Source organism: Microbispora sp. NBRC 16548 (assembly GCF_030268985.1).
Lineage (GTDB): Bacteria > Actinomycetota > Actinomycetes > Streptosporangiales > Streptosporangiaceae > Microbispora > Microbispora catharanthi.
Genome location: NZ_BSSF01000004.1, coordinates 597,522 through 617,524, shown reverse-complemented (window position 1 = coordinate 617,524; position 20,003 = coordinate 597,522). Strand labels below are relative to the sequence as shown.

General features: G+C 69.3%; 21 protein-coding genes. 2 read left to right on the top strand and 19 right to left on the bottom strand.

Annotation, left to right across the window (positions count from 1 at the left end; genetic code table 11):
* Positions 1 to 4: 4 nt before the first annotated feature.
* The 17 genes from nuoN to QSK36_RS13910 form a co-directional block, all read right to left on the bottom strand.
* Positions 5 to 1,558: an NADH-quinone oxidoreductase subunit NuoN gene (gene nuoN / locus QSK36_RS13990; RefSeq protein ID WP_139574094.1), complete on the bottom strand. Its 1,554-nt coding sequence runs from the start codon at positions 1,556 to 1,558 to the stop codon at positions 5 to 7.
* Entirely contained in the window at positions 1,558 to 3,063 is a 1,506-nt protein-coding gene (locus QSK36_RS13985) for an NADH-quinone oxidoreductase subunit M (RefSeq protein WP_183544660.1), read from the bottom strand. Before QSK36_RS13985 ends, nuoN begins: the two co-directional genes overlap by 1 nt.
* Complete coding sequence (gene nuoL / locus QSK36_RS13980; protein WP_183544932.1) at positions 3,063 to 4,904, bottom strand: NADH-quinone oxidoreductase subunit L; 1,842 nt, start codon at positions 4,902 to 4,904, stop codon at positions 3,063 to 3,065. Before nuoL ends, QSK36_RS13985 begins: the two co-directional genes overlap by 1 nt.
* A 66-nt stretch (positions 4,905 to 4,970) precedes the next feature.
* Complete coding sequence (gene nuoK / locus QSK36_RS13975) at positions 4,971 to 5,267, bottom strand: NADH-quinone oxidoreductase subunit NuoK (RefSeq protein ID WP_139574092.1); 297 nt, start codon at positions 5,265 to 5,267, stop codon at positions 4,971 to 4,973.
* Positions 5,264 to 6,178, bottom strand: a complete 915-nt coding sequence (locus QSK36_RS13970) for an NADH-quinone oxidoreductase subunit J (RefSeq protein ID WP_285782687.1) — start codon at positions 6,176 to 6,178, stop codon at positions 5,264 to 5,266. Before QSK36_RS13970 ends, nuoK begins: the two co-directional genes overlap by 4 nt.
* The gene (gene nuoI / locus QSK36_RS13965; RefSeq protein WP_139574090.1) at positions 6,171 to 6,686 is read right to left on the bottom strand and encodes an NADH-quinone oxidoreductase subunit NuoI; all 516 of its coding nucleotides are present in this window, start codon (positions 6,684 to 6,686) and stop codon (positions 6,171 to 6,173) included. Before nuoI ends, QSK36_RS13970 begins: the two co-directional genes overlap by 8 nt.
* Positions 6,673 to 8,034: an NADH-quinone oxidoreductase subunit NuoH gene (gene nuoH, locus QSK36_RS13960; RefSeq protein ID WP_285782686.1), complete on the bottom strand. Its 1,362-nt coding sequence runs from the start codon at positions 8,032 to 8,034 to the stop codon at positions 6,673 to 6,675. Before nuoH ends, nuoI begins: the two co-directional genes overlap by 14 nt.
* Complete coding sequence (locus QSK36_RS13955; protein WP_285782685.1) at positions 8,031 to 10,427, bottom strand: NADH-quinone oxidoreductase subunit G; 2,397 nt, start codon at positions 10,425 to 10,427, stop codon at positions 8,031 to 8,033. Before QSK36_RS13955 ends, nuoH begins: the two co-directional genes overlap by 4 nt.
* The gene (nuoF, locus tag QSK36_RS13950; protein ID WP_183544652.1) at positions 10,424 to 11,710 is read right to left on the bottom strand and encodes an NADH-quinone oxidoreductase subunit NuoF; all 1,287 of its coding nucleotides are present in this window, start codon (positions 11,708 to 11,710) and stop codon (positions 10,424 to 10,426) included. The genes QSK36_RS13955 and nuoF overlap by 4 nt, the downstream gene beginning before the upstream one ends.
* On the bottom strand, positions 11,707 to 12,381 hold the full coding sequence (gene nuoE, locus QSK36_RS13945; RefSeq protein ID WP_285782684.1) for an NADH-quinone oxidoreductase subunit NuoE: 675 nt from the start codon (positions 12,379 to 12,381) through the stop codon (positions 11,707 to 11,709). Before nuoE ends, nuoF begins: the two co-directional genes overlap by 4 nt.
* The gene (locus QSK36_RS13940) at positions 12,378 to 13,694 is read right to left on the bottom strand and encodes an NADH-quinone oxidoreductase subunit D (protein ID WP_285782683.1); all 1,317 of its coding nucleotides are present in this window, start codon (positions 13,692 to 13,694) and stop codon (positions 12,378 to 12,380) included. The genes nuoE and QSK36_RS13940 overlap by 4 nt, the downstream gene beginning before the upstream one ends.
* Positions 13,695 to 13,743: 49 nt before the next feature.
* Entirely contained in the window at positions 13,744 to 14,409 is a 666-nt protein-coding gene (locus QSK36_RS13935) for an NADH-quinone oxidoreductase subunit C (RefSeq protein WP_285782682.1), read from the bottom strand.
* Positions 14,406 to 14,957, bottom strand: a complete 552-nt coding sequence (locus tag QSK36_RS13930; protein WP_079315518.1) for a NuoB/complex I 20 kDa subunit family protein — start codon at positions 14,955 to 14,957, stop codon at positions 14,406 to 14,408. Before QSK36_RS13930 ends, QSK36_RS13935 begins: the two co-directional genes overlap by 4 nt.
* 2 nt (positions 14,958 to 14,959) lie before the next feature.
* Positions 14,960 to 15,319 (bottom strand): NADH-quinone oxidoreductase subunit A, encoded by a 360-nt coding sequence (locus QSK36_RS13925; RefSeq protein ID WP_079315519.1) that lies wholly within the window; start codon positions 15,317 to 15,319, stop codon positions 14,960 to 14,962.
* A 2-nt stretch (positions 15,320 to 15,321) separates the two neighbouring features.
* Positions 15,322 to 15,480 (bottom strand): hypothetical protein, encoded by a 159-nt coding sequence (locus tag QSK36_RS13920; protein WP_161627966.1) that lies wholly within the window; start codon positions 15,478 to 15,480, stop codon positions 15,322 to 15,324.
* The gene (locus tag QSK36_RS13915; protein WP_285782681.1) at positions 15,477 to 16,730 is read right to left on the bottom strand and encodes a geranylgeranyl reductase family protein; all 1,254 of its coding nucleotides are present in this window, start codon (positions 16,728 to 16,730) and stop codon (positions 15,477 to 15,479) included. Before QSK36_RS13915 ends, QSK36_RS13920 begins: the two co-directional genes overlap by 4 nt.
* 162 nt (positions 16,731 to 16,892) lie before the next feature.
* A complete protein-coding gene (locus tag QSK36_RS13910; RefSeq protein ID WP_285782680.1) occupies positions 16,893 to 17,615 on the bottom strand; it encodes a demethylmenaquinone methyltransferase in 723 nt (240 codons plus the stop codon).
* 101 nt (positions 17,616 to 17,716) lie between these two features.
* On the opposite strand from QSK36_RS13910, the gene QSK36_RS13905 reads away from it, so the two are divergent.
* A complete protein-coding gene (locus tag QSK36_RS13905) occupies positions 17,717 to 18,964 on the top strand; it encodes a hypothetical protein (protein WP_285782679.1) in 1,248 nt (415 codons plus the stop codon).
* Here the strand turns inward: QSK36_RS13905 and QSK36_RS13900 are convergent.
* Positions 18,961 to 19,170, bottom strand: coding sequence for a DUF4229 domain-containing protein (locus QSK36_RS13900; protein ID WP_183537532.1), 210 nt, complete (start codon positions 19,168 to 19,170; stop codon positions 18,961 to 18,963). The two genes, QSK36_RS13905 and QSK36_RS13900, sit on opposite strands and share 4 nt — an antisense overlap.
* Before the next feature lie 259 nt (positions 19,171 to 19,429).
* Between QSK36_RS13900 and QSK36_RS13895 the strand changes: the two genes are divergently transcribed.
* Positions 19,430 to 19,651 carry a BldC family transcriptional regulator gene (locus tag QSK36_RS13895; RefSeq protein ID WP_079315524.1) on the top strand — a complete coding sequence of 74 codons (222 nt, stop codon included), beginning with the start codon at positions 19,430 to 19,432 and terminating at the stop codon, positions 19,649 to 19,651.
* 112 nt (positions 19,652 to 19,763) lie between these two features.
* Here the strand turns inward: QSK36_RS13895 and QSK36_RS13890 are convergent, their stop codons facing one another.
* Positions 19,764 to 20,000, bottom strand: a complete 237-nt coding sequence (locus QSK36_RS13890) for a hypothetical protein (protein ID WP_030506849.1) — start codon at positions 19,998 to 20,000, stop codon at positions 19,764 to 19,766.
* Between the last annotated feature and the right edge of the window lie 3 nt (positions 20,001 to 20,003).

The window sequence follows — 20,003 nt, the reverse complement described above, 5'->3', positions numbered from 1 at the left end:
TCTCCTATCGGACGAACAGGGACTGTGCAGCCGTGTGCGCGAGGTCCAGCACGGGCTGGGGGTACACCCCGAGAACTACCGTAGCCAATGCCGCGATACCGACCACAGCCGCAGTCCCCCGTGAGGGCAGCACGACGGACGGACCGTCGGCGGCCGGGTCGCTGAAGAACATGAGCACGATCACACGGACGTAGAAGAACGCGGCGATCGCCGAGGCCACCACACCGATGATGACCAGCGGCGTGGCGCCGTTGGCGACGGCCGCCTGGAAGACCGCGTACTTCCCGAAGAACCCGCTGGTGAGCGGGATGCCGGCGAAGGCCAGCAGGAAGAACGCGAACGTCCCGGCCAGCAGCGGCGAGCGCTTGCCGAGCCCGGCCCAGCGGGACAGGTGCCACGCCTCACCGCCCGCGTCGCGCACCATCGTGACGATGGCGAACGCGCCGACCGTGGTGAAACCATACGCCACCAGGTAGAACAGCAGACCGGACAGCGCCGAGGTGTTCTGCGCCCGGGTGGTGCCGGTGGCGATGACGCCGATGAGCAGGAAGCCGCCGTGCGCGATGGACGAGTAGGCGAGCATCCGCTTGATGTCGGTCTGCGTGATCGCGAGGATCGCGCCGACCACCATCGTGAGAATCGCCACACCGTAGAGCACCGGGCGCCAGTCCCAGTCGAGACCGCCGAGGCCGACCCAGAACACCCGCAGCAGCGCGCCGAAGGCGGCGACCAGGGTGCCGGAGGCCATCAGCGCGGTGATGGGTGTGGGCGAGCCCTGGTAGACGTCCGGCTTCCACGCCTGGAACGGCGCGGCACCGATCTTGAACAGCAGGCCGACGCCGAGCATGGCCGCGCCGATGTAGAGCAGCGTGTCCTGGCCGCCGACCGAACCCAGCGCCTGGTTGATCTTCGCGAGGTCGACCGACCCGGCGTAGCCGTACAGCAGGGCCGTGCCGTACAGGAAGAAGGCCGAGGAGAACGCGCCGAGCAGGAAGTACTTGACCGCGGCCTCCTGCGACAGCAGGCGGCGGCGCCGGGCCAGGCCGCACAGCAGGTACAGCGGCAGCGACATGACCTCGAGGGCGACGAACGCCACGAGCAGGTCGTTGGCCGCGGGGAACAGCAGCATGCCGCCGACCGCGAACAGCAGCAGCGGGTAGACCTCGGTGTGCGCGGCCCGCTCGACGAGCGACTGCTCCTCCTCGGCCGAGCCGGGCACGGCCGCCGCGGAGCCGACGAAGTGCTCCTCGTCCTTGATGAGCAGCACGCTCACGAAGGCGAGGATGAGGATCGTGCCCCAGATGAACAGGGCCGGGCCGTCCACGGCCACCGCGCCCATCGCGGCGGGCTTGGTGGGCACGCCCTTGACCGCCTGCCAGACGGCCAGCGCGAACGCGCCGGCCAGCGACAGCAGCGTGAGCGGCAGGTGGATCGCCGAGCGCAGGTAGCGCGGGGCGAATGCCTCCACCAGCACGCCGACGATCGCCGCGCCGAAGACGACGAGTATCGGCGCCAGCAGGGCGTACTCGATACTCGGCGCCTGAATGGTGCCGTTCACTACTGGCCCTCCTGAGCAACGGGTACGGCCGGCTTCGGGTCCGTGACGGAGACGCTCGACAGCGTGTCCTTCACGGCGGGATTGATCACGTCGAGCAGCGGCTTGGGATAGAAGCCGAACACCAGCAGCAGCGCGACGAGCGGCGCCACCACCCACTTCTCCCTGGCGTTGAGGTCGGGCAGCGACTTGACCGACTCGGCCGTCGGGCCGTTCATCGTCCGCTGGTACATCCACAGGATGTAGATCGCGGCGAGGATGACGCCGACCGTGGCGATCACGGCCGGGACGACGTAGCGCTGGTAGGTGCCGGTCAGCACCATGAACTCGCTGACGAACGTGCTGAGACCGGGCAGCGAGAGGCTGGACAGACCGGCCACCAGGAACGTCCCGGCGAGGATCGGGGCCACCTTCTGCACGCCGCCGTAGTCGGCGATGAAGTGCGAGCCCCTGCGGTAGATGAGGAAGCCCGCGATCAGGAACAGCGCGCCGGTCGAGAAGCCGTGGTTGACCATGTAGAGCGTGGCGCCCGAGCCCGCGCTGGTGGTCATCGCGAACACGCCCATCGCGATGAAGCCGAAGTGCGACACCGAGGTGTACGCGATGAGCCGCTTCATGTCGGTCTGCCCGATGGCCACGATCGCGCCGTACACGATGCCGATCACCGACAGCGTGATGACCAGCGGCGTGAAGAACTTCGCGGCGTCGGGGAAGAGCTCGAGGCAGAAGCGCAGCATGCCGTACGTGCCGACCTTGTCCAGCACGCCGACGAGCAGGACGGCCGCGCCGGCCGGGGCCTGGGCGGCGGCGTCAGGCAGCCACGTGTGGAACGGCCACAGCGGCGCCTTGATCGCGAAGGCGATGAAGAAGCCGAGGAACAGCCACTTCTGCGTCGTCACGTCCTGGATGGTCCCGACCAGGTCGGAGAACATGAACGTGCCCTTGCCGGCGATCGAGTAGAGCGCGATCACCGCCACCAGCATCAGGAGCCCGCCGAACAGCGAGTACAGCAGGAACTTGACGGCCGCGTACGACCGCTGCGCCCCGCCGTACGACCCGATCATGAAGTACATCGGGATCAGCATGGCTTCGAAGAAGACGTAGAAGAGGAAGACGTCGGTCGCCGCGAAGACGCCGATCATCATGGCCTCGAGCACCAGCAGCAGCGAGAAGTACGTCCGGACCGAGCGCTTGCCGGCCTCGGCGTCGTGCCAGGAGGCGAGCACCACGATCGGCACGAGGATCACCGACAGCAGGATCAGCACCAGGGCGATGCCGTCCACGGCGACGCCGTAGTGGACGCCGAACGCGGGGATCCAGTCGTACGTCTCGGCGAACTGGAACTTGTCGCCGTTCGGGCTGAACTGGACCGCCATGGCGACGGTCAGCGCCAGCACGATCAGCGACACCACGAGGGTGAACTGCTTGGCGAGCTTGTCGTTGCGGACAAGGGTCACGCCCAGCGCGCCGAGTACGGACACGCCCATCAGGGTTGAAAGCCAGGGCATCACAGGTTCCCTACGACGAGCCAGGCACCGGCCAGGATGGCGGCGCCCAGGAATATCGACAGCGCGTACGAGCGGACGAACCCGGTCTGGACCCTGCGCAGGCGCCCGGACGTGCCGCCGATGCCCGCGGCCAGGCCGTTCACCAGGCCGTCGACGCCGCGGTTGTCGAAGAACACGGCCAGGCGGGTCAGCCACTGGCCGGGGCGCATGAACAGCGCCTCGTTCAGGGCGTCGCCGTACAGGTCACGACGGGCGAAGGCGGTGAGGAACGAGCCGCGCGGGGCGACGGCGGGCACCTCGGCCCTGCCGTACTTGACCCAGGCGAAGGCCGCGCCGACCGCGACGAGCGCGAGCGTGACCAGACCGGTGAGGCTGAACGGGTGGAACGACGGCATCTCCTCCGGCGCGCCGACGGCCGGCGAGAGGAAGGTCATGAACCGGTTGCCCAGCACCAGGAACGCGCCCAGTCCGATCGCGCCGACCGACAGGATGATCAGCGGCCAGGTCATGACGGCGGGCGACTCGTGCGGGTGGGCCGTGGGCTCCCAGCGCTTGGTGCCGAAGAACGTCATGAACACCAGGCGCGACATGTAGAAGCCGGTGATGCCCGCGCCGAGCACGGCCAGCCAGCCGAGGACGGCGTTGTGCTCCATCGCGGTCTCGATGATGCCGTCCTTGGTGAAGTAGCCGGACAGCAGCGGGAACCCGATGATCGCCAGGTAGCCGATGAGGAACGTCACGAACGTGACCGGCATGACCTTGCGCAATGCGCCGTACTTGCGCATGTCGACCTCGTCGTTCATGGCGTGCATGACCGAGCCCGCGCCGAGGAACATGTCGGCCTTGAAGAAGCCGTGCGTGATCAGGTGGGCGATCGCGAAGGCGTAGCCCGCCGGGCCGACGCCCGCGGCGAGCACCATGTAGCCGATCTGCGACATCGTCGAACCGGCCAGCGCCTTCTTGATGTCGTCCTTGGCGGTACCGATGATCGCACCGGCGAGCAGCGTCGCGACGCCGACGATCGTCACCACGAGCTGCGCGGTCTCGGCGCCCTGGAAGATCGGGCCGGACCGGACGATCAGGTAGACGCCGGCGGTGACCATGGTCGCGGCGTGGATGAGGGCCGAGACCGGGGTCGGGCCCTCCATCGCGTCGAGGAGCCAGGACTGCAGCGGGAGCTGCGCCGACTTGCCGCAGGCGCCGACCAGCAGCAGCAGGCCGATCGCGGTGAGCGTGCCTGAGGACGCCTTCGAGGCGTTCGCGAGGACGTCGTTGAAGGCCAGCGTGTGGAACGTCGCGAAGATCGTGAAGATGCCGATCAGCAGGCCGAAGTCGCCGACGCGGTTGACGATGAACGCCTTCTTGGCCGCGGTCGCCGCCGAGGGCTTGTGCTGCCAGAACCCGATCAGCAGGTACGACGCGAGGCCGACGCCCTCCCAGCCGACGAACAGGGCCACGTAGTTGTCGGCCAGCACCAGCAGGAGCATCGCCGCGACGAACAGGTTGAGGTAGGCGAAGAACCGCCGCCTGTTCGGGTCGTGCGCCATGTAGCCGATCGAGTAGATGTGGATCAGCGAGCCCACGAACGTGATCAGCAGGCAGAACGAGATCGACAGCGGGTCGACCAGCAGGCCCACCTTCGCGAGGCCCGGGATGAAGTCGTACAGCTCGATCCCGCGGCGGCGCTCGCCTGGGGCGAAGCCGAGCAGCTGCGCGAACGACAGCGCCGCCACCACGAAGGACGCGACGGCCATGAGCACGCCCAGCAGGTGGCCGAACTTGTCGGTCCTCCGGCCGCCAAGCAGGAGGACCGCCGCTCCCACCAGGGGCAGAGCGATCATGAGCCAGGCTGCTCCGATCGCTCCGCCGGAGTGCTGGATGATCTCAGCGGGTTCCACGGCCACCTCTTAGTACTTCAGCAGGCTGGCGTCGTCCACCGACGCGGACCTGCGGGTTCGGAAGATCGTCACGATGATGGCCAGGCCGATGACCACCTCGGCGGCGGCCACGATCATCACGAAGAACGCGATGAGCTGGCCGTCGAGGTTGCCGTTCTGCCGGGCGAAGGTGACGAACGCCAGGTTGCAGGCGTTGAGCATGAGCTCGACGCACATGAACACCACGATGGCGTTGCGCCGTACGAGCACGCCGACGCCGCCGATGGCGAACAGCAGCGCGGAGAGCACCAGGTAGTGCGTGGTCACTTGCCGTCCTCCTCGCTCAGGGGCTCCCTCACGGACTCACCGCGCGGGCGGACGACCGGGACCGCCACGACAGCGTCCTCATCCATCGGCTCGGTGTCGGGGCCGCCGTCCCTGGCCTCCTCGGCCACGGTGGGCGTGCTGTGCCCGTTCGCGCGCAGCGCGGCCTCCTCCTGCTCCAGCACCTGGGCGACCTCAGGAGACAGGATGCCCTGGGACTCCTCGTACCGGGCGATGTACCGGTTGACCGACAGCGGCGAGACGGACCCGTCGGGCAGCAGCGCCGGCATGTCGATGGCGTTGTGCCGGGCGTAGGTGCCGGGGCCGGGCAGCGGCGCCGGGTTCTTGCCCGTCCTGCCGAAGGTGACGAAGCGCTGCCGGGACAGGTCCTTCTGGGTCGGCTTGGCCTCGGTGCGCTCCCGGTGCGCGAGCACCATCGCGCCGAGCGCCGCGGTGATCAGCAGCGCCGAGGTGACCTCGAAGGCGAACACGTGGCGCGTGAAGATCAGCTCGGCCAGGGAGGGCACGTTGCCCGCCTGCGTGGCTGCGGCCAGGCCTTTGGGCGAGCCGACGACCGCGTTGCCGATGCCGAGGCCGAGCAGGACGGCGAAGCCGACCCCGCCCACGATCGCCCAGAACCGCTGTCCCCTGATCGTCTCCACGAGGGAGTCGGACGAGTCCACGCCCACGAGCATGAGCACGAACAGGAACAGCATCATGACCGCGCCGGTGTAGACGATGATCTGCACCGCCGCCAGGAACGGAGCGTCCTGGACCGCGTACAGCACCGCCAGCGAGAGCATGACCACGCCGAGCATGAGGGCCGAGTAGACGGCCCTGCGGCTGAAGACGAGTCCGAGCGCGGCGATCACCGAGACGATCGCCAGCACCCAGAACGTGATGGACTCACCCATTGCTTCGACCCAACCGGTAGTAGTCCTCTTCGGTCTCGCCGAGGCGCATCGGGTGGGGCGGCTGCTCCATGCCCGGTCCGAGCGGCGCGAGGAGCATCTCCTTGGTGTAGATCAACGACTCGCGGCTGGAGTCGGCGAGCTCGTACTCGTTGGTCATCGTGAGCGCCCGGGTGGGACACGCCTCGATGCACAGCCCGCAGAGGATGCAGCGCAGGTAGTTGATCTGGTAGACGCGGCCGTACCGCTCACCCGGCGAGAAACGCTCCTCGTCGGTGTTGTCGCCGCCCTCGACGTAGATGGCGTCAGCCGGGCAGGCCCAGGCGCACAGCTCGCAGCCGACGCACTTCTCCAGCCCGTCGGGCCACCGGTTCAGCTGGTGCCTCCCGTGGAAACGCGGCGCGGTGGGCCGCTTCTCCTCCGGATAGTTGACGGTCACCGGCTTTTTGAACATGTGGTGGAAGGTGACGCCGAATCCCTTGATCGGGTTCAGCCAATCAGTTGCTCCCACTGGTCACCTCCTTGGCGGCGTCGGAATTGAGACGCGCGGCGGGCACGACTCCGTGGTAATGCGGGGCGTCGAGCGGCGGCACCGGGAACCCGCCCGCGGCGGGCTCCTCGCGCAGCTGCTCGAACTCCTCCTCGATCGCGGCCGCCTTGGCCTCCCTGCGACGCTGGTTGACCGTGTCGAACCGCAGCCAGATCGCGAAGGCGCCGATGATGACGACCGCGCCGATGGTCAGGATGATCGCCCGGTCGGCCTCGGGCATGCGCAGCGCCTTGAACGTGGCGGCCAGCAGGATCCAGGCCAGGTTGACCGGGATCAGTACCTTCCAGCCGAAGGCCATCAGCTGGTCGTACCGGACACGCGGCAGCGAGGCGCGGACCCAGACGAAGAAGCCGAACGCGATGACCAGCTTGATGAAGAACCACAGCATCGGCCACCAGCCGGAGTTCGCGCCGTCCCACAGGGAGATCGGCCACGGGGCCCGCCAGCCGCCGAAGAACAGCGTGATCGCCATCGCCGAGACCGTGAAGACGTTCACGTACTCGGCGAGCATGAACATCGCGAACTTCAGCGAGGAGGAGTACTCGGTGTGGAAGCCGCCGACCAGCTCGCCCTCGCCCTCGGGGAGGTCGAAGGGCACGCGGTTCGTCTCGCCCAGCATCGTGATCGCGTAGATCAGGAAGGACGGGATCAGCGAGACCACGTACCAGGACGGCGCCGGGATGGACAGCCCGAGGATGTCCCAGGTGCCGCCGCTCGCCTGCTTCGCCACGATCTCCGAGGTGGACAGCGTGCCCGCCTGAAGGAACACCGCGACGAACGACAGACCCATCGCGATCTCGTACGACACGACCTGGGCGGCCGAGCGCAGGCCGCCCAGCACGGCGTACGGCGAGCGGGAGCCCCACCCGGCGAGCACGACGCCGTAGACGCCGATCGAGGCGGTGGCCAGGACCAGCAGGACCGCGACCGGCAGGTCGGTGAGCTGCAGCGGCGTCTTGTGGCCGAACATCCACACCATCGGCCCGAACGGCACGACGGAGAAGGCCAGGAAGGCCGGGACGGCGATGATGACCGGGGCCAGGAAGTAGATCACCTTGTCCACGGTGCGGGGCATGAGGTCTTCCTTGAGGCCCATCTTCAGGCCGTCGGCCACCGACTGCAGCAGGCCGAACTTGCCCGCCCGGTTGGGGCCGTAGCGGTGCTGCATGCGCGAGATGAGCTTGCGCTCGGTCCACACGCCCAACAGCACGCCCAGCATCAGGAACACGAAGATCGCGACGGCCTTGATGATGCTGATCCACAGGGGATCGTGGCCGAAGTCGCTCAGCGTGGGTCCGGGGTTGTTCACGAGACGCTCCCGATCGTTACGACGTCTCCGGCGACCGCGCGCAGGTCGCGCGTGACCGACAGGCCGGCGGAGTTGGACGGCACCCACACGACCCGGTCGGGCAGGTCCGCGACGCGCACCGGCACGACCACGTCGTCGCCGATGGTGATCTTTCCGCCGTCGACCGCGCCGATCTCCGCGGCGGTGGCCTCCGACAGCAGCGCCGCCGCCGTGCGGGCGGTCCCCGCCAGGTAGGGCTCGCCGTCCTGCAGCCGGCCGTCGTCGAGCAGCAGGTGCCAGGTCGCCAGCACGGCCTCGCCCGCCTGCGGCTCCCTCACCGGGCGGCCGGTGACCGCGGGCGCGGCCGGGCGGGTGCCCTTCCAGGCGCCGAGCGCGGCCATCTCGCGCCGGGCGGCGGCGGGCTCGGGCAGGCCGAGGTGGACGTCCATCTGATCGGCGATGGAGGCGATGGCGCGCAGGTCGCTCATCAGGCCGGGGACGGCCGTGGCCACGCCGAACGAGCGGCCCCTGCCCTCCCAGTCGACGAACGTCCCGGACTTCTCGGCCACCGCGGCGACCGGCAGGACCACGTCGGCCCGGTCGGTGACCGCGCTGGCGCGGATCTCCAGGCTGACGATGAACGGCGTGTTCTCCAGCGCCGCCAGGGCCCTTGCGGGGTCGGGCAGGTCGTAGGGGTCCACGCCCGCCACGACCAGCGCGTCGACCTCGTCGTTCAGCGCGGCCTCGATGATGCCGGCCGTGTCGCGGCCGGGCGCCTCGGGCAGCGAGGCGACGCCCCACACCCTGGCGACCTCCGCGCGGGCCGTCTCGTCGTCGGCCGGGCGGCCGATCGGCAGCAGGCCCGGCAGGGCGCCCGCCTCCAGCGCGCCGCGCTCACCGGCCCGGCGCGGCACCCAGGCGAGCCGGGCGCCCGTGGCCTGCGTGAGCCGTACGAGCGCGGACAGGGCGCCGGGGGCGGTGGCGAGCCGCTCGCCGGCGAGGATGATCGCGCCCGCGGGCAGCAGGTCGCCGCCGATGAGGTCGCCGAGCGCCTCGGCCTCGGCGCCGGGCAGCGTGCGGATCAGCGTGCCCTTCATCTTGGCCAGGCCCGGCGTGGCGAACGGCGCGAGCGAGTAGACCTTCAGGCCCCGCTTGCGCGCCGCCTTGCGCAGGCGCAGGAAGACGATCGGCGACTCCTCCTCGGGCTCGAACCCGGCCAGGAGCACGGCCGGGGCCGTCTCCAGGTCGGCGTAGGAGACCTCGATGCCCTTGCCGGCCACGGCGTGGACGAGGAACCGCGTCTCCTCCTCGGAGTGCGGGCGGGCCCGGAAGTCGATGTCGTTGGTGCCGAGGGCGATCCTGGCGAACTTGCTGTAGGCGTAGGCGTCCTCGACCGTGAGCCGCCCGCCGACCAGCACGCCGGCCTTGCCCCGGGCCTGCAGCAGGCCCTCGGCGGCGACGGCCAGCGCGTCCGGCCAGGAGGTCGGGACGAGCTTGCCGCTCTCGTCACGGACCAGCGGCGACCGCAGGCGGTCGGGCGCGGTGGCGTAGGTGAAGGCCCAGCGGCCCTTGTCGCAGTTCCACTCCTCGTTGACCTGCGGGTCGTCCCCGGCCAGGCGGCGGGTGACCTTGCCGCGGCGGTGGTCGGTGCGCAGCGAGCAGCCCGACGCGCAGTGCTCGCACGCGCTCGGCGTGGAGACCAGGTCGAACGGGCGGGAGCGGAACCGGTAGGCCGCGCCGGTCAGCGCGCCCACCGGGCAGATCTGGATGGTGTTGCCCGAGAAGTAGGACTGGAACGGCTCGCCGTCGGCGACGCCCACCTGCTCCTTGGCCCCGCGATCGAAGAAGTCGATGAGCGGGTCACCGGCGATCTGCTCGGAGAAGCGGATGCAGCGCGCGCACTGGATGCAGCGCTCGCGGTCGAGCAGCACCTCGCTCGACAGCGGGACGGGCTTTTCGAACGTGCGCTTCTGCTCGACGAACCGGCTCTCGCCCTGGCCGTTCGACATGGCCTGGTTCTGCAGGGGGCACTCGCCGCCCTTGTCGCAGACCGGGCAGTCGAGCGGGTGGTTCAGCAGCAGCATCTCCATCACGCCGCGCTGGGCCTTCTCGGCCACCGGCGAGGTGAGCTGCGTCTTGACCACCATGCCCTCGGCGACCTCGATCGCGCAGGACGGCTGTGGCTTCGGGAAGCCGCGGCCGTTGCCCGCGTCGGGGATGTCGACCAGGCACTGGCGGCAGTTGGCCGCCGGTGAGAGCAGCGGGTGGTCGCAGAACCGGGGGATCTGGATCCCCAGCAGTTCCGCGGCCCGGATGATCAGCGTCCCCTTGGGGACGCTGATCTGGAAGCCGTCGATGGTCAGGGTGACCATGTCCACGACCGGCTGCTCCGGCTGCGTCGTCTGAACTGTCACTTGGACCCCCACACCGTGGAAGCGGCGGGATCGAACGGGCAGCCGCCGATCTCGAAGTGCTTGAGGTATTCGTCGCGGAAGAGCTTCACCGACGAGTGGATCGGGCTCGTCGCGCCGTCACCGAGGGCGCAGAACGCGCGCCCGAGGATGTTGTCGGCGATGTCGGTGATCGTGGCCAGGTCCTCCTCGGCTCCCTGGCCCTTCTCCAGCCGCTTGAGCACCTGCTTGAGCCAGTAGGTGCCCTCACGGCAGGGCGTGCACTTGCCGCAGGACTCGTGCGCGTAGAACTCGGTCCAGCGCAGGACGGCCCGCACCACGCAGGTCGTCTCGTCGAAGATCTGCAGGGCGCGGGTGCCCAGCATCGAGCCCTTGGCCCCGACCGACTCGAAGTCGAGCGGCACGTCGAGGTGCTCGGCCGTGAAGATCGGCGTCGAGGAGCCTCCCGGCGTCCAGAACTTCAGCTCGTGGCCCTCGCGGATGCCGCCCGCCATGTCGAGCAGCTCACGCAGCGTGATGCCCAGCGGGGCCTCGTACTGGCCCGGCCGGGTCACGTGGCCCGACAGGGAGAAGATGCCGAAGCCCTTGGACTTCTCGGTGCCCATCCCGGCGAACCAGTCGGCGCCGTTGGCGATGATGCTCGGCACGCTCGCGATCGACTCGACGTTGTTGACCACCGTCGGGGAGGCGTACAGACCGGCGACCGCAGGGAACGGCGGCTTGAGCCGGGGCTGGCCGCGGTAGCCCTCCAGCGAGTCGAGCAGCGCGGTCTCCTCGCCGCAGATGTACGCCCCGGCGCCGCTGTGCACGACGAGTTCCAGGTCGTAGCCCGAGCCGAAGATGTCCGTCCCGAGGTAGCCCTTCTCGTACGCCTCCCGGACCGCGGCCTGCACCCGGCGGATGACGTGGAGCACCTCGCCGCGGATGTAGATGAACGCGTGGTTGGCCCGGATGGCGTAGGACGCGATGATCACGCCCTCGACCAGCGCGTGCGGGTTGGCCATCATGAGCGGGATGTCCTTGCAGGTCCCCGGCTCCGACTCGTCGGCGTTGACCACGAGGTAGTGGGCCTTGCCGTCGCCCTGCGGGATGAAGCCCCACTTCATGCCGGTCGGGAAGCCCGCACCGCCACGGCCGCGCAGGCCGGAGTCCTTCACCGCCTGGATGACGGCGTCGGGGTCCATGCCCAGCGCCTTCTTCGCGGCCGCGTACTCGCCGTACCCGTCCAGGGTGAACGAGTCGGCCCGGTCCCAGTTCCTGGTGAGAACAGGCGTAAGGGTAGTCACTTCTGCTCGCTCCCCTCGGCCTTGGGGGCCTCCCAGCCGTTGGCCTTGGCGACCTTCAGGCCCTCCAGCGACGGGCCGGCGGCCGACGGGCCGTCACCGGCCTGGCCGTCGGGCAGCCCGGCGAGGACCCGGGACGCCTCCTTGAACGTGCACAGCCGGCGCGGGCCGCGGGTGGGCGAGACCTCCGTGCCGGCGCGCAGGTCGTTGACGAGCTGCTTGGCCGACTCCGGGGTCTGGTTGTCGAAGAACTCCCAGTTGACCATCATGACCGGCGCGAAGTCGCAGGCGGCGTTGCACTCCAGCCGCTCAAGCGTGATCTTGCCGTCCGCGGTGGTCTCGTCGTGGCCGACGCCCACGTGCTCGCTGAGCTCTTCCCAGATCTGGTCGCCGCCCATTACCGCGCACAGCGTGTTGATGCAGACGCCGACGTTGTACTCGCCGGCCGGCTTGCGCTTGTACATGGTGTAGAAGGTCGCCACGCCGACGACCTCGGCCTTGGACAGGCCCAGCATCTCGGCGCAGAACTCCTGGCCGTCGTCGGAGACGTAGCCGTCCTCCGACTGCACCAGGTGCAGCAGCGGCAGCAGCGCCGAACGCGGCCGGGGGTAGCGGCCGATGATCTCCTTGGCGTCCGTCTCCAGACGCTCGCGGACCTCGGGCGCGTAACTCATCGGTCCACACCTCCCATGACCGGGTCGATCGAGGCGACCGCGGAGATGACGTCGGCGACCATGCCGCCCTCGCACGTCGCGGGCACCGCCTGCAGGTTCGTGAACGACGGGTCGCGGAAGTGGACCCGGTAGGGCCGGGTGCCGCCGTCGCTGACCACGTGCGCGCCGAGCTCGCCGCGCGGCGACTCGACCGAGGCGTACGCCTGGCCGGCCGGCACCCGGAAGCCCTCGGTCACCAGCTTGAAGTGGTGGATCAGGGCCTCCATGGAGCTGCCCATGATGTGGGCGATGTGGTCGGGCGAGTTGCCGAGACCGTCGGGGCCGAGCGCGAGCTGCGACGGCCAGCCGATCTTCTTGTCCTCGATCATCACCGGGCCGCTCTTGAGCGGGCCGGACAGCCGGTCGAGCGCCTGCTCGATGATCTTGAGGGACTCCTCCATCTCGGCCATGCGGACGAGGTAACGGCCGTACACGTCGCAGGTGTTCTGCGTCGGCACCTCGAACTCGTACGTCTCGTAGCCGCAGTAGGGCTGCGACTTGCGCAGGTCCCACGGCAGGCCGGCGGCGCGGAGCATGGGCCCGGTGACGCCCAGTGCCATGCAGCCGGTCAGGTCGAGGTAGGCCACGTCCTTGGTGCGCCGCGTGTAGACCGGGTTCGCGTCGAGGAGCTTGCGCATCTCCTTGATCCGCCCCGGCATGACCTTGAGGAACTCACCGATCTTGTCGACCGCGCCGGCCGGCAGGTCGACGCTGACGCCGCCCGGCCGGACGTACGCCATGTTCATCCGCAGGCCGGTGATGTACTCCATCAGGTCGAGCACCATCTCGCGCTCGCGGAAGCCGAACAGCATCGGCGTGGTCGCGCCCAGCTCCAGGCCGAACGTCGCGATCGCGACCAGGTGCGAGGAGATCCGGGTGAGCTCCATCGTCAGGACCCGGATGGCCTGCGCCCGGTCCGGGATCCTGTCGGTGATCCCGAGGAGCTTCTCGACGCCCATGCAGTAGGCGGTCTCGTTGAAGATCGGCGCGAGGTAGTCCATGCGGGTGACGAACGTGACCCCCTGGGTCCACGTCCGGAACTCCATGTTCTTCTCGATGCCGGTGTGCAGGTAGCCGATCACCGTGCGGGCCTCGGTCACGGTCTCGCCGTCGAGGGTCAGCACGAGCCGGAGCACGCCGTGGGTCGACGGGTGCTGCGGGCCCATGTTGACGACCAGGCGCTCGTCGGCCGACTCGCTGACGGTCTTGACCAGCTCGTCCCAGTCCTGACCGGCGACGTCGTAGATCCGGCCCTCGGTCTCGGTGGTGCTCACGACGCTCTCCTCGCTGCCCTCGTCCACTCGTGCAGGTCGCCGCGGATGCTCACGAGTACGACCTCCTCCGGTCCGGCGCGGGGACCTCGGCGCCGCGGTACTCGACCGGGATTCCGCCGAGCGGGTAGTCCTTGCGCTGCGGGTGCCCCTCCCAGTCGTCCGGCATCTCGATCCGGGTCAGCGCCGGGTGGCCGTCGAAGACGATTCCGAAGAAGTCGTACGTCTCGCGCTCATGCCAGTCGTGCGTGGGGTAGACCTGAACCGTGGAGGGGATGTGCGGGTCGGCGTCGGGGGCGGAGACCTCCACCCGGACGCGCCGGTTGTGCGTGATGGAGCACAGGTGGTAGACGGCGTGCAGCTCAGCGCCGGTCTCCTCGGGGTAGTGGACACCCGAGACCCCGAGCGACAGCTCGAACCGCAGCGCGGCGTCGTCGCGCAGGTGCCGCATCACCTCGGGCAGCCGCTCGCGCCGCACGTGGAAGGTGATCTCCCCGCGGTCGACGACCACGCGCTCGATGGCGTCGGCGAACGCCGGCTCCAGCGCGTCGGCCACCTCGTCGAAGTACGACCCGTACGGCCGGCTGCTGGACAGCTTCGGCGGGCGGCGGACGACCAGGCGGTTGTAGCCGGAGGTGTCGCCGCTGTCCTTGACGCCGAACATGCCCTTGCGGGCGACGGGCTCCTCGGGCAGCCCGGGCAGGTTCTCGGTGGTCACTTCCCGGCCCCCTGGTCGATCAGCGGCAGCGTGCGCAGCGCCTGGAGCTCCAGCTCTTCGATCTGCTTCTCGCGGTGCGCGCCGAACTTCATGTTCTGAATCTTGTCGTGCAGCTTCACGATGGCGTCGATCAGCATCTCCGGGCGCGGCGGGCAGCCGGGCAGGTAGATGTCGACCGGCACCACGTGGTCCACGCCCTGCACGATGGCGTAGTTGTTGAACATGCCGCCGCTGGAGGCGCACACGCCCATCGCGATGACCCACTTGGGCTCGGCCATCTGGTCGTAGATCTGGCGGAGGACGGGCGCCATCTTCTGCGACAGCCGGCCGGCCACGATCATCAGGTCGGCCTGCCGCGGGGACGCGGAGGCGCGCTCCATGCCGAAGCGGGCCAGGTCGTGCTTCGGGCCGCCGGTGGCCATCAGCTCGATGGCGCAGCAGGCGAGACCGAAGGTCGCAGGCCAGACGGAGTTCTTCCGGGCCCAGCCGGCCACCTGCTCGACGGTGGTGAGGACGAACCCGCTCGGGAGTTTCTCTTCAAGACCCATGGCTAATCCCAATCGAGGCCGCGACGCCGCCAGACATAGGCGTACGCCACGAGAACGGTGACGATGAACAGCACCATCTCGACGAGCCCGAACACGCCGAGTTTGTCGAAGGCCACCGCCCACGGATAGAGGAAGATGATCTCAATGTCGAACACGATGAACAGCATCGCGGTGATCATGTACTTCAGCGGGAAGCGGCCGCCGCCGACCGGCTGCGGAGTGGGCTCGATGCCGCACTCGTAGGCGTCCAGTTTCGCGCGGTTCCAGCGCTTCGGCCCGGTGAAGGGCGCGATGCTCACGGAGAACACGGCGAATCCCGCCGCGAGGACCGCGAGCACCACGATCGGCACATACAGCTCCATGGCTACATGTCCTCGCTTACTCGGTGAATTTGGGCGATCACGAGAATGCCGGAGAGCGCGGCCGGCCGGGCGGCCGTCTTCGGGGCCGGCGGCGATGTGCGCGTCGTCTCGGTCATGCGGGCTTCGGTCATGCGGGTTCGCGTCATGCTGGCTTCGGTCATGATGGCGGAGCCACCTTCGACAGGGCGTTGATTATGCGGTCGGGGACGTCGCCCCGCCGGTCTGTGAGATTAGCGAGCAGCTTGAAGGCGAATCTCATCAGGGTGGGATGGGGCATCCCGTGCCGGGTGGCGAAGCTCATCACTCCCGGCCTCCCGATCGCCTCGACGAACAGGCGGCCGAGGGTGAAGTATCCCCCATAGGCGTCTTTGAGGATACGCGGGTAGGCGAGTAACACGCGCTCACGCTGGGCGGGCGTCGGCCGGGACAGCGCCTGGACGATCACTTCGGCCGCGGTCCTGCCGGTCTCCATGGCGTACGCGATGCCCTCGCCGTTGAACGGGTTGATCGATCCGCCCGCGTCGCCCACGAGAACCAGCCCGCGGGTGTAGTGCGGCTGCCGGTTGAAGCCCATCGGCAGCGCGGCGCCCCTGATCGGGCCCGTCATGTTCTCTTCGGTGAAGCCCCACTCCGTCGGTGTGTTCTTCATCCAGCGCCGCAGCAGGTCGCGGTAGTCGATGTTCTTGAACGCCTCGCTGGTGTTCAGCAGGCCGAGACCGACGTTGGAGGTGCCGTCGCCGACGGGGAAGATCCAGCCGTAGCCGGGGAGCAGGCGGTCGCCGTCCCACAGCTCGAGCCACGTCTCCAGGTAGTCGTCGTCGTGCCGGGGGCTCTTGTAGTAGGTGCGCACCGCCACGCCCATCGGGCGGTCCTCGCGCTTGTGCAGGCCCATCGCGAGCGACAGCCGGGTCGAGTTGCCGTCGGCCGCCACCACGAGCCGCGAGCGGTAGGACACCTCCTCGCCGTCCGCCTTGGCCGTCACGCCCACGACGTGGCCGCTGCGCTCGTCGAGCACCGGCCCTGTAACGTTCACGCCCTCGCGCAGCCGGACGCCCGCGCGCTCGGCGTGCCTGGCGAGGATCTGGTCGAAGTCGGCGCGAGTGCGCACGAGACCGAAGTCGGGGTAGCTCGACAGCTCGGGCCAGTCGAGTTCGAGGCGCACGCCGCCGCCGTAGACGCGCAGACCCTTGTTCCTGACCCAGCCGGGCGCGTCGATGTCGACGCCCATGGCGACGAGTTCCTTCACCGCACGCGGGGTCAGCCCGTCTCCGCAGACCTTCTCGCGTGGGAAGCGCGTCTTCTCCAGCAGCAGCACGTCGAGACCGGCGCGGGCGAGGTGGAAGGCCGTCGTCGCACCCGCGGGACCCGCACCGACGACGATGACGTCGGCGTCGACCTCTCTCCGCGTCACGCGGGCTTGCTCGCTCACGGGGGACCTGTCCGTTCCAGGGAAGGAAGGCCTCGAATTGGTTTAGACCTTCGTGCCTTTGTGAACAACTTCACAAACTGTCGCGCCGCAGTCTAACCCCTATCCGGCGCGCAGTGTCAGAGGGGTATGGCCAAGCACGTCTCATCACGCTTTGACCGCCCGGTGCAGGGCCACGATGCCGAGCGTGAGGTTGCGCCAGGCCACCTTCCGCCAGCCGGCCTCCTGGATGATCCCCGCCAGCGCCTCCTGGTCGGGCCAGGCCCGGATCGACTCGGCGAGGTACTCGTAGGAGTCGGGGTTCGAGCTGACCATCCGGGCCACCGGCGGCAGCAGCTTCATCAGGTACTGCGAGTAGACGAGGTCGAACGACTTCGGCGTCGGCCGGGAGAACTCGCAGATCACCAGCCTCCCGCCCGGACGGGTCACCCGCAGCAACTCGCGCAGCGCCTGCCCGGTGTCGGCCACGTTGCGCAGGCCGAAGGAGATCGTCACCGCGTCGAACGTGTCGTCGCGGAACGGCAGGCACAGCGCGTCGCCCGCGACGAACGTCACCCCGCGCACGCCCCCGCCGTACAGGCCGGAGCCGCCGCGCCGCTCGACGCCGGTGCGGAGCATGCCGAGCGAGAAGTCGCACGCGATCGCCCGCGCCCCGAGCGCGGTGAACGCGTCGGTCGAGGTGCCGGTGCCCGCGGCGAGGTCGAGGACCAGTTCGCCGGGCCCCGCGTCGATCGCCGCCGCGGTCGCCTTCCGCCACAGGCGGTCCTGGCCGAGCGAGAGGACGTCGTTGACCAGGTCGTAGCGCCGGGCCGTGCGATCGAACATCGCGGCGACCTCGTGCGGCTGCTTGTCCAGCGATGCGCGCGTCATGCACGCAAGCCTAGGCCGCGACGGGCGTGCCCCCTCATCGCCGCCACCGGATGAGCGGAACGTAGTTCATCGATTACGCTGCGTCTGCTAGAAATTGGGGAATGCGCGTCACCACCGCACTGCTCCCAGTCGCATCGCTCGTCACATGCGCCGCCGTCATCCCCGCCGTCCCGGCGTCCGCCGGGACGCCGCAGCCCCGCGTGGTCTCGGAGAACCCGGTGAACACCACTCCGCACGTGCTGGACGGCATCGTCACCGCGTTCGCGCTGGTCGGCCGCACCGTCGTCGTGGGCGGCGAGTTCAGCGCGGTCCGCGAGGCCCGGGGCGGGGAGGACCTGCCGCGGGCCAACGTCTTCGCCTTCGACCTCTACACCGGACGCGTCCTGCGCGACTTCGCGCCGGACCTCGACGGGCCGGTGGCCGCGCTGGCCGCCGGTCCCGGCGACACGGTCTATGTGGGCGGCGCGTTCGGCGCTCCCTATCGGGGCCTGGCCCGCCTCCGCGTGTCCGACGGCGCTCCCGTCGAAGATTTCTCCGCCCCCGTCTACGGCGGGGAGGTCACCAGCCTGGTCCGGCTGGGCGGCGCGCTCTACGTCGGCGGCGACTTCAGCAGGATCGGCCGCAGCCCGCGCACCGCACTGGCCCGCGTGGACGCCGAGACCGGCGCGGTGGACCCCCGGTTCACCGTCACGCCCGGCGACGGGCGGCGCGGCGATCCCCGGATCTACGCGATGGCGGCCGTCCGCGACCGCTTAGTCGTGGACGGCTCGTTCACCACGCTCGACGGCCTGCGCCGCCCGCAGCTCGGCGTGATCGACCTGACGACCGGGCGGGTGGCCAACTGGCGCACCGAGGCGTACGCCCCGGCGTGCAAGCCGGACTTCCCGTCGTACGTGCGGGGGCTCGACCTGTCTCCCGACGGTCGTTACTTCGTGGTCGTCACGACCGGCGGGCCGGCGCCGCGCACGTCCAAGCTGTGCGACTCCGCCGCCAGGTTCGAGACGTACGCGAAGGGCGAGGCGGTCCGTCCGACCTGGGTGAACCTGACCGGAGGGGACTCCCTGTACGCGGTCGCGGTCACGGGGTCCGCCGTTTACGTGGGCGGACACCAGCGCTGGCTGGACAACCCGCGGGGCGCCGACACGGCCGGTCCCGGAGCGGCCCGCCGGCCCGGCATCGGGGCGATCGACCCGGTCACGGGCAGGGCTCTGCGCTGGAACCCGACGCGGGAAAGGGGAATCGGGGTAAAGGCCTTCCTGACCGTAAAGACAGGTCTTTTGGTGGGAAGCGACACGACGGAGCTCGGGCATGAGTACCATGCCCGCGTCGGCATGTTCCCGACGACCTAGTTCTTCCCCGCCTCACGCCGTTTCTCGGCGATGCGCTCGCTCACCGCGTCGCGCTGTTTGGTCAGCAGCACGTAGCTGGCCAGACCGCTGACCAGGACCGCGAGCAGGAGCAGCGGGAACGACCGCAGGCCGACGAGATACAGGACGCCGAGGGCCACGGCGAACAGGCCGAGGCGCGAAAGGGTGTAAACGACAACCGGATGCACAGCGTCGAGGTTACGTCACTCTCCCGACGCGCCGGTCTCTCTTCGCATCTGCTGCGGGCACTGCTAGTGTTCACAACAAGGCGCTTTTGTAAAGAAACACCCATGAGCGCCCCAAAGAGGCTCTATCATATAACAATCGGGCACTGAGCCGGTAACAACCCGTGATCTTCTGCGAAAACCACGGATAAATCAGGCTTCGCTCGGCACACTGGTTACCTGTCCGCCCGCTGCAGGACGCGGGACGCGAGGGGGAGAGATTGTGGAGAGTAGCAGCGAGCGACTGCTGACTCCTGGAGAGGTTGCCGCTCTCTTCAGGGTCGACCCGAAGACCGTGACCCGTTGGGCCGCGGCCGGGCGTATCAGCAGCATCCGTACCCCCGGGGGGCACAGGCGATTCCGTGAATCGGAAGTGCACGCCCTCCTTCGCGGTGAGGACGTCCTCACGGCCGAACGGCCGAACGGCGACTCCCCGCGAGTCTGACGCAGTACCAGCACCAGGTGATCCTGCGCGCTACCCGGACGCCGCAGGGTCACCGGAGTCAGCCCCACGTCGAGTCTGCGTCCCGGCCTGTCCTGCTCCCTTGCCGGGTACGTCAGTCCTGCTCCGCCTTGAAGGCCAGGAACGCCTGCTCCAGCGCGTCGTCGCCCTCACGCCAGCGGCGCCGCCGCTCGGCGTCCTCCTCTTCGGTGATCGACTCGGCCAGCCAGCGTTCGTAGTCGGGCTCGCCAGGAGCGACCTCCACGTACGCGTTGCCGATGAGGCGCCCGTCGTCGGTGGTGAGTGACCTGGGCACGCGCAGCGTGCCGTCGCCGAGCCGGATCACGTACATCCG

Coding starts and splice junctions, on each gene's coding strand:
- QSK36_RS13985 (WP_183544660.1), bottom strand. CDS start 3,063: ATGCCCTGGCTTTCAACCCTGATGGGCGTGTCCGTACTCGGCGCGCTG.
- nuoL (WP_183544932.1), bottom strand. CDS start 4,904: ATGATCGCTCTGCCCCTGGTGGGAGCGGCGGTCCTCCTGCTTGGCGGC.
- QSK36_RS13970 (WP_285782687.1), bottom strand. CDS start 6,178: ATGGGTGAGTCCATCACGTTCTGGGTGCTGGCGATCGTCTCGGTGATC.
- nuoE (WP_285782684.1), bottom strand. CDS start 12,381: ATGAGTTACGCGCCCGAGGTCCGCGAGCGTCTGGAGACGGACGCCAAG.
- QSK36_RS13930 (WP_079315518.1), bottom strand. CDS start 14,957: ATGGGTCTTGAAGAGAAACTCCCGAGCGGGTTCGTCCTCACCACCGTC.
- QSK36_RS13925 (WP_079315519.1), bottom strand. CDS start 15,319: ATGGAGCTGTATGTGCCGATCGTGGTGCTCGCGGTCCTCGCGGCGGGA.
- QSK36_RS13920 (WP_161627966.1), bottom strand. CDS start 15,480: ATGACCGAAGCCAGCATGACGCGAACCCGCATGACCGAAGCCCGCATG.
- QSK36_RS13910 (WP_285782680.1), bottom strand. CDS start 17,615: ATGACGCGCGCATCGCTGGACAAGCAGCCGCACGAGGTCGCCGCGATG.
- QSK36_RS13905 (WP_285782679.1), top strand. CDS start 17,717: ATGCGCGTCACCACCGCACTGCTCCCAGTCGCATCGCTCGTCACATGC.
- QSK36_RS13890 (WP_030506849.1), bottom strand. CDS start 20,000: ATGTACGTGATCCGGCTCGGCGACGGCACGCTGCGCGTGCCCAGGTCA.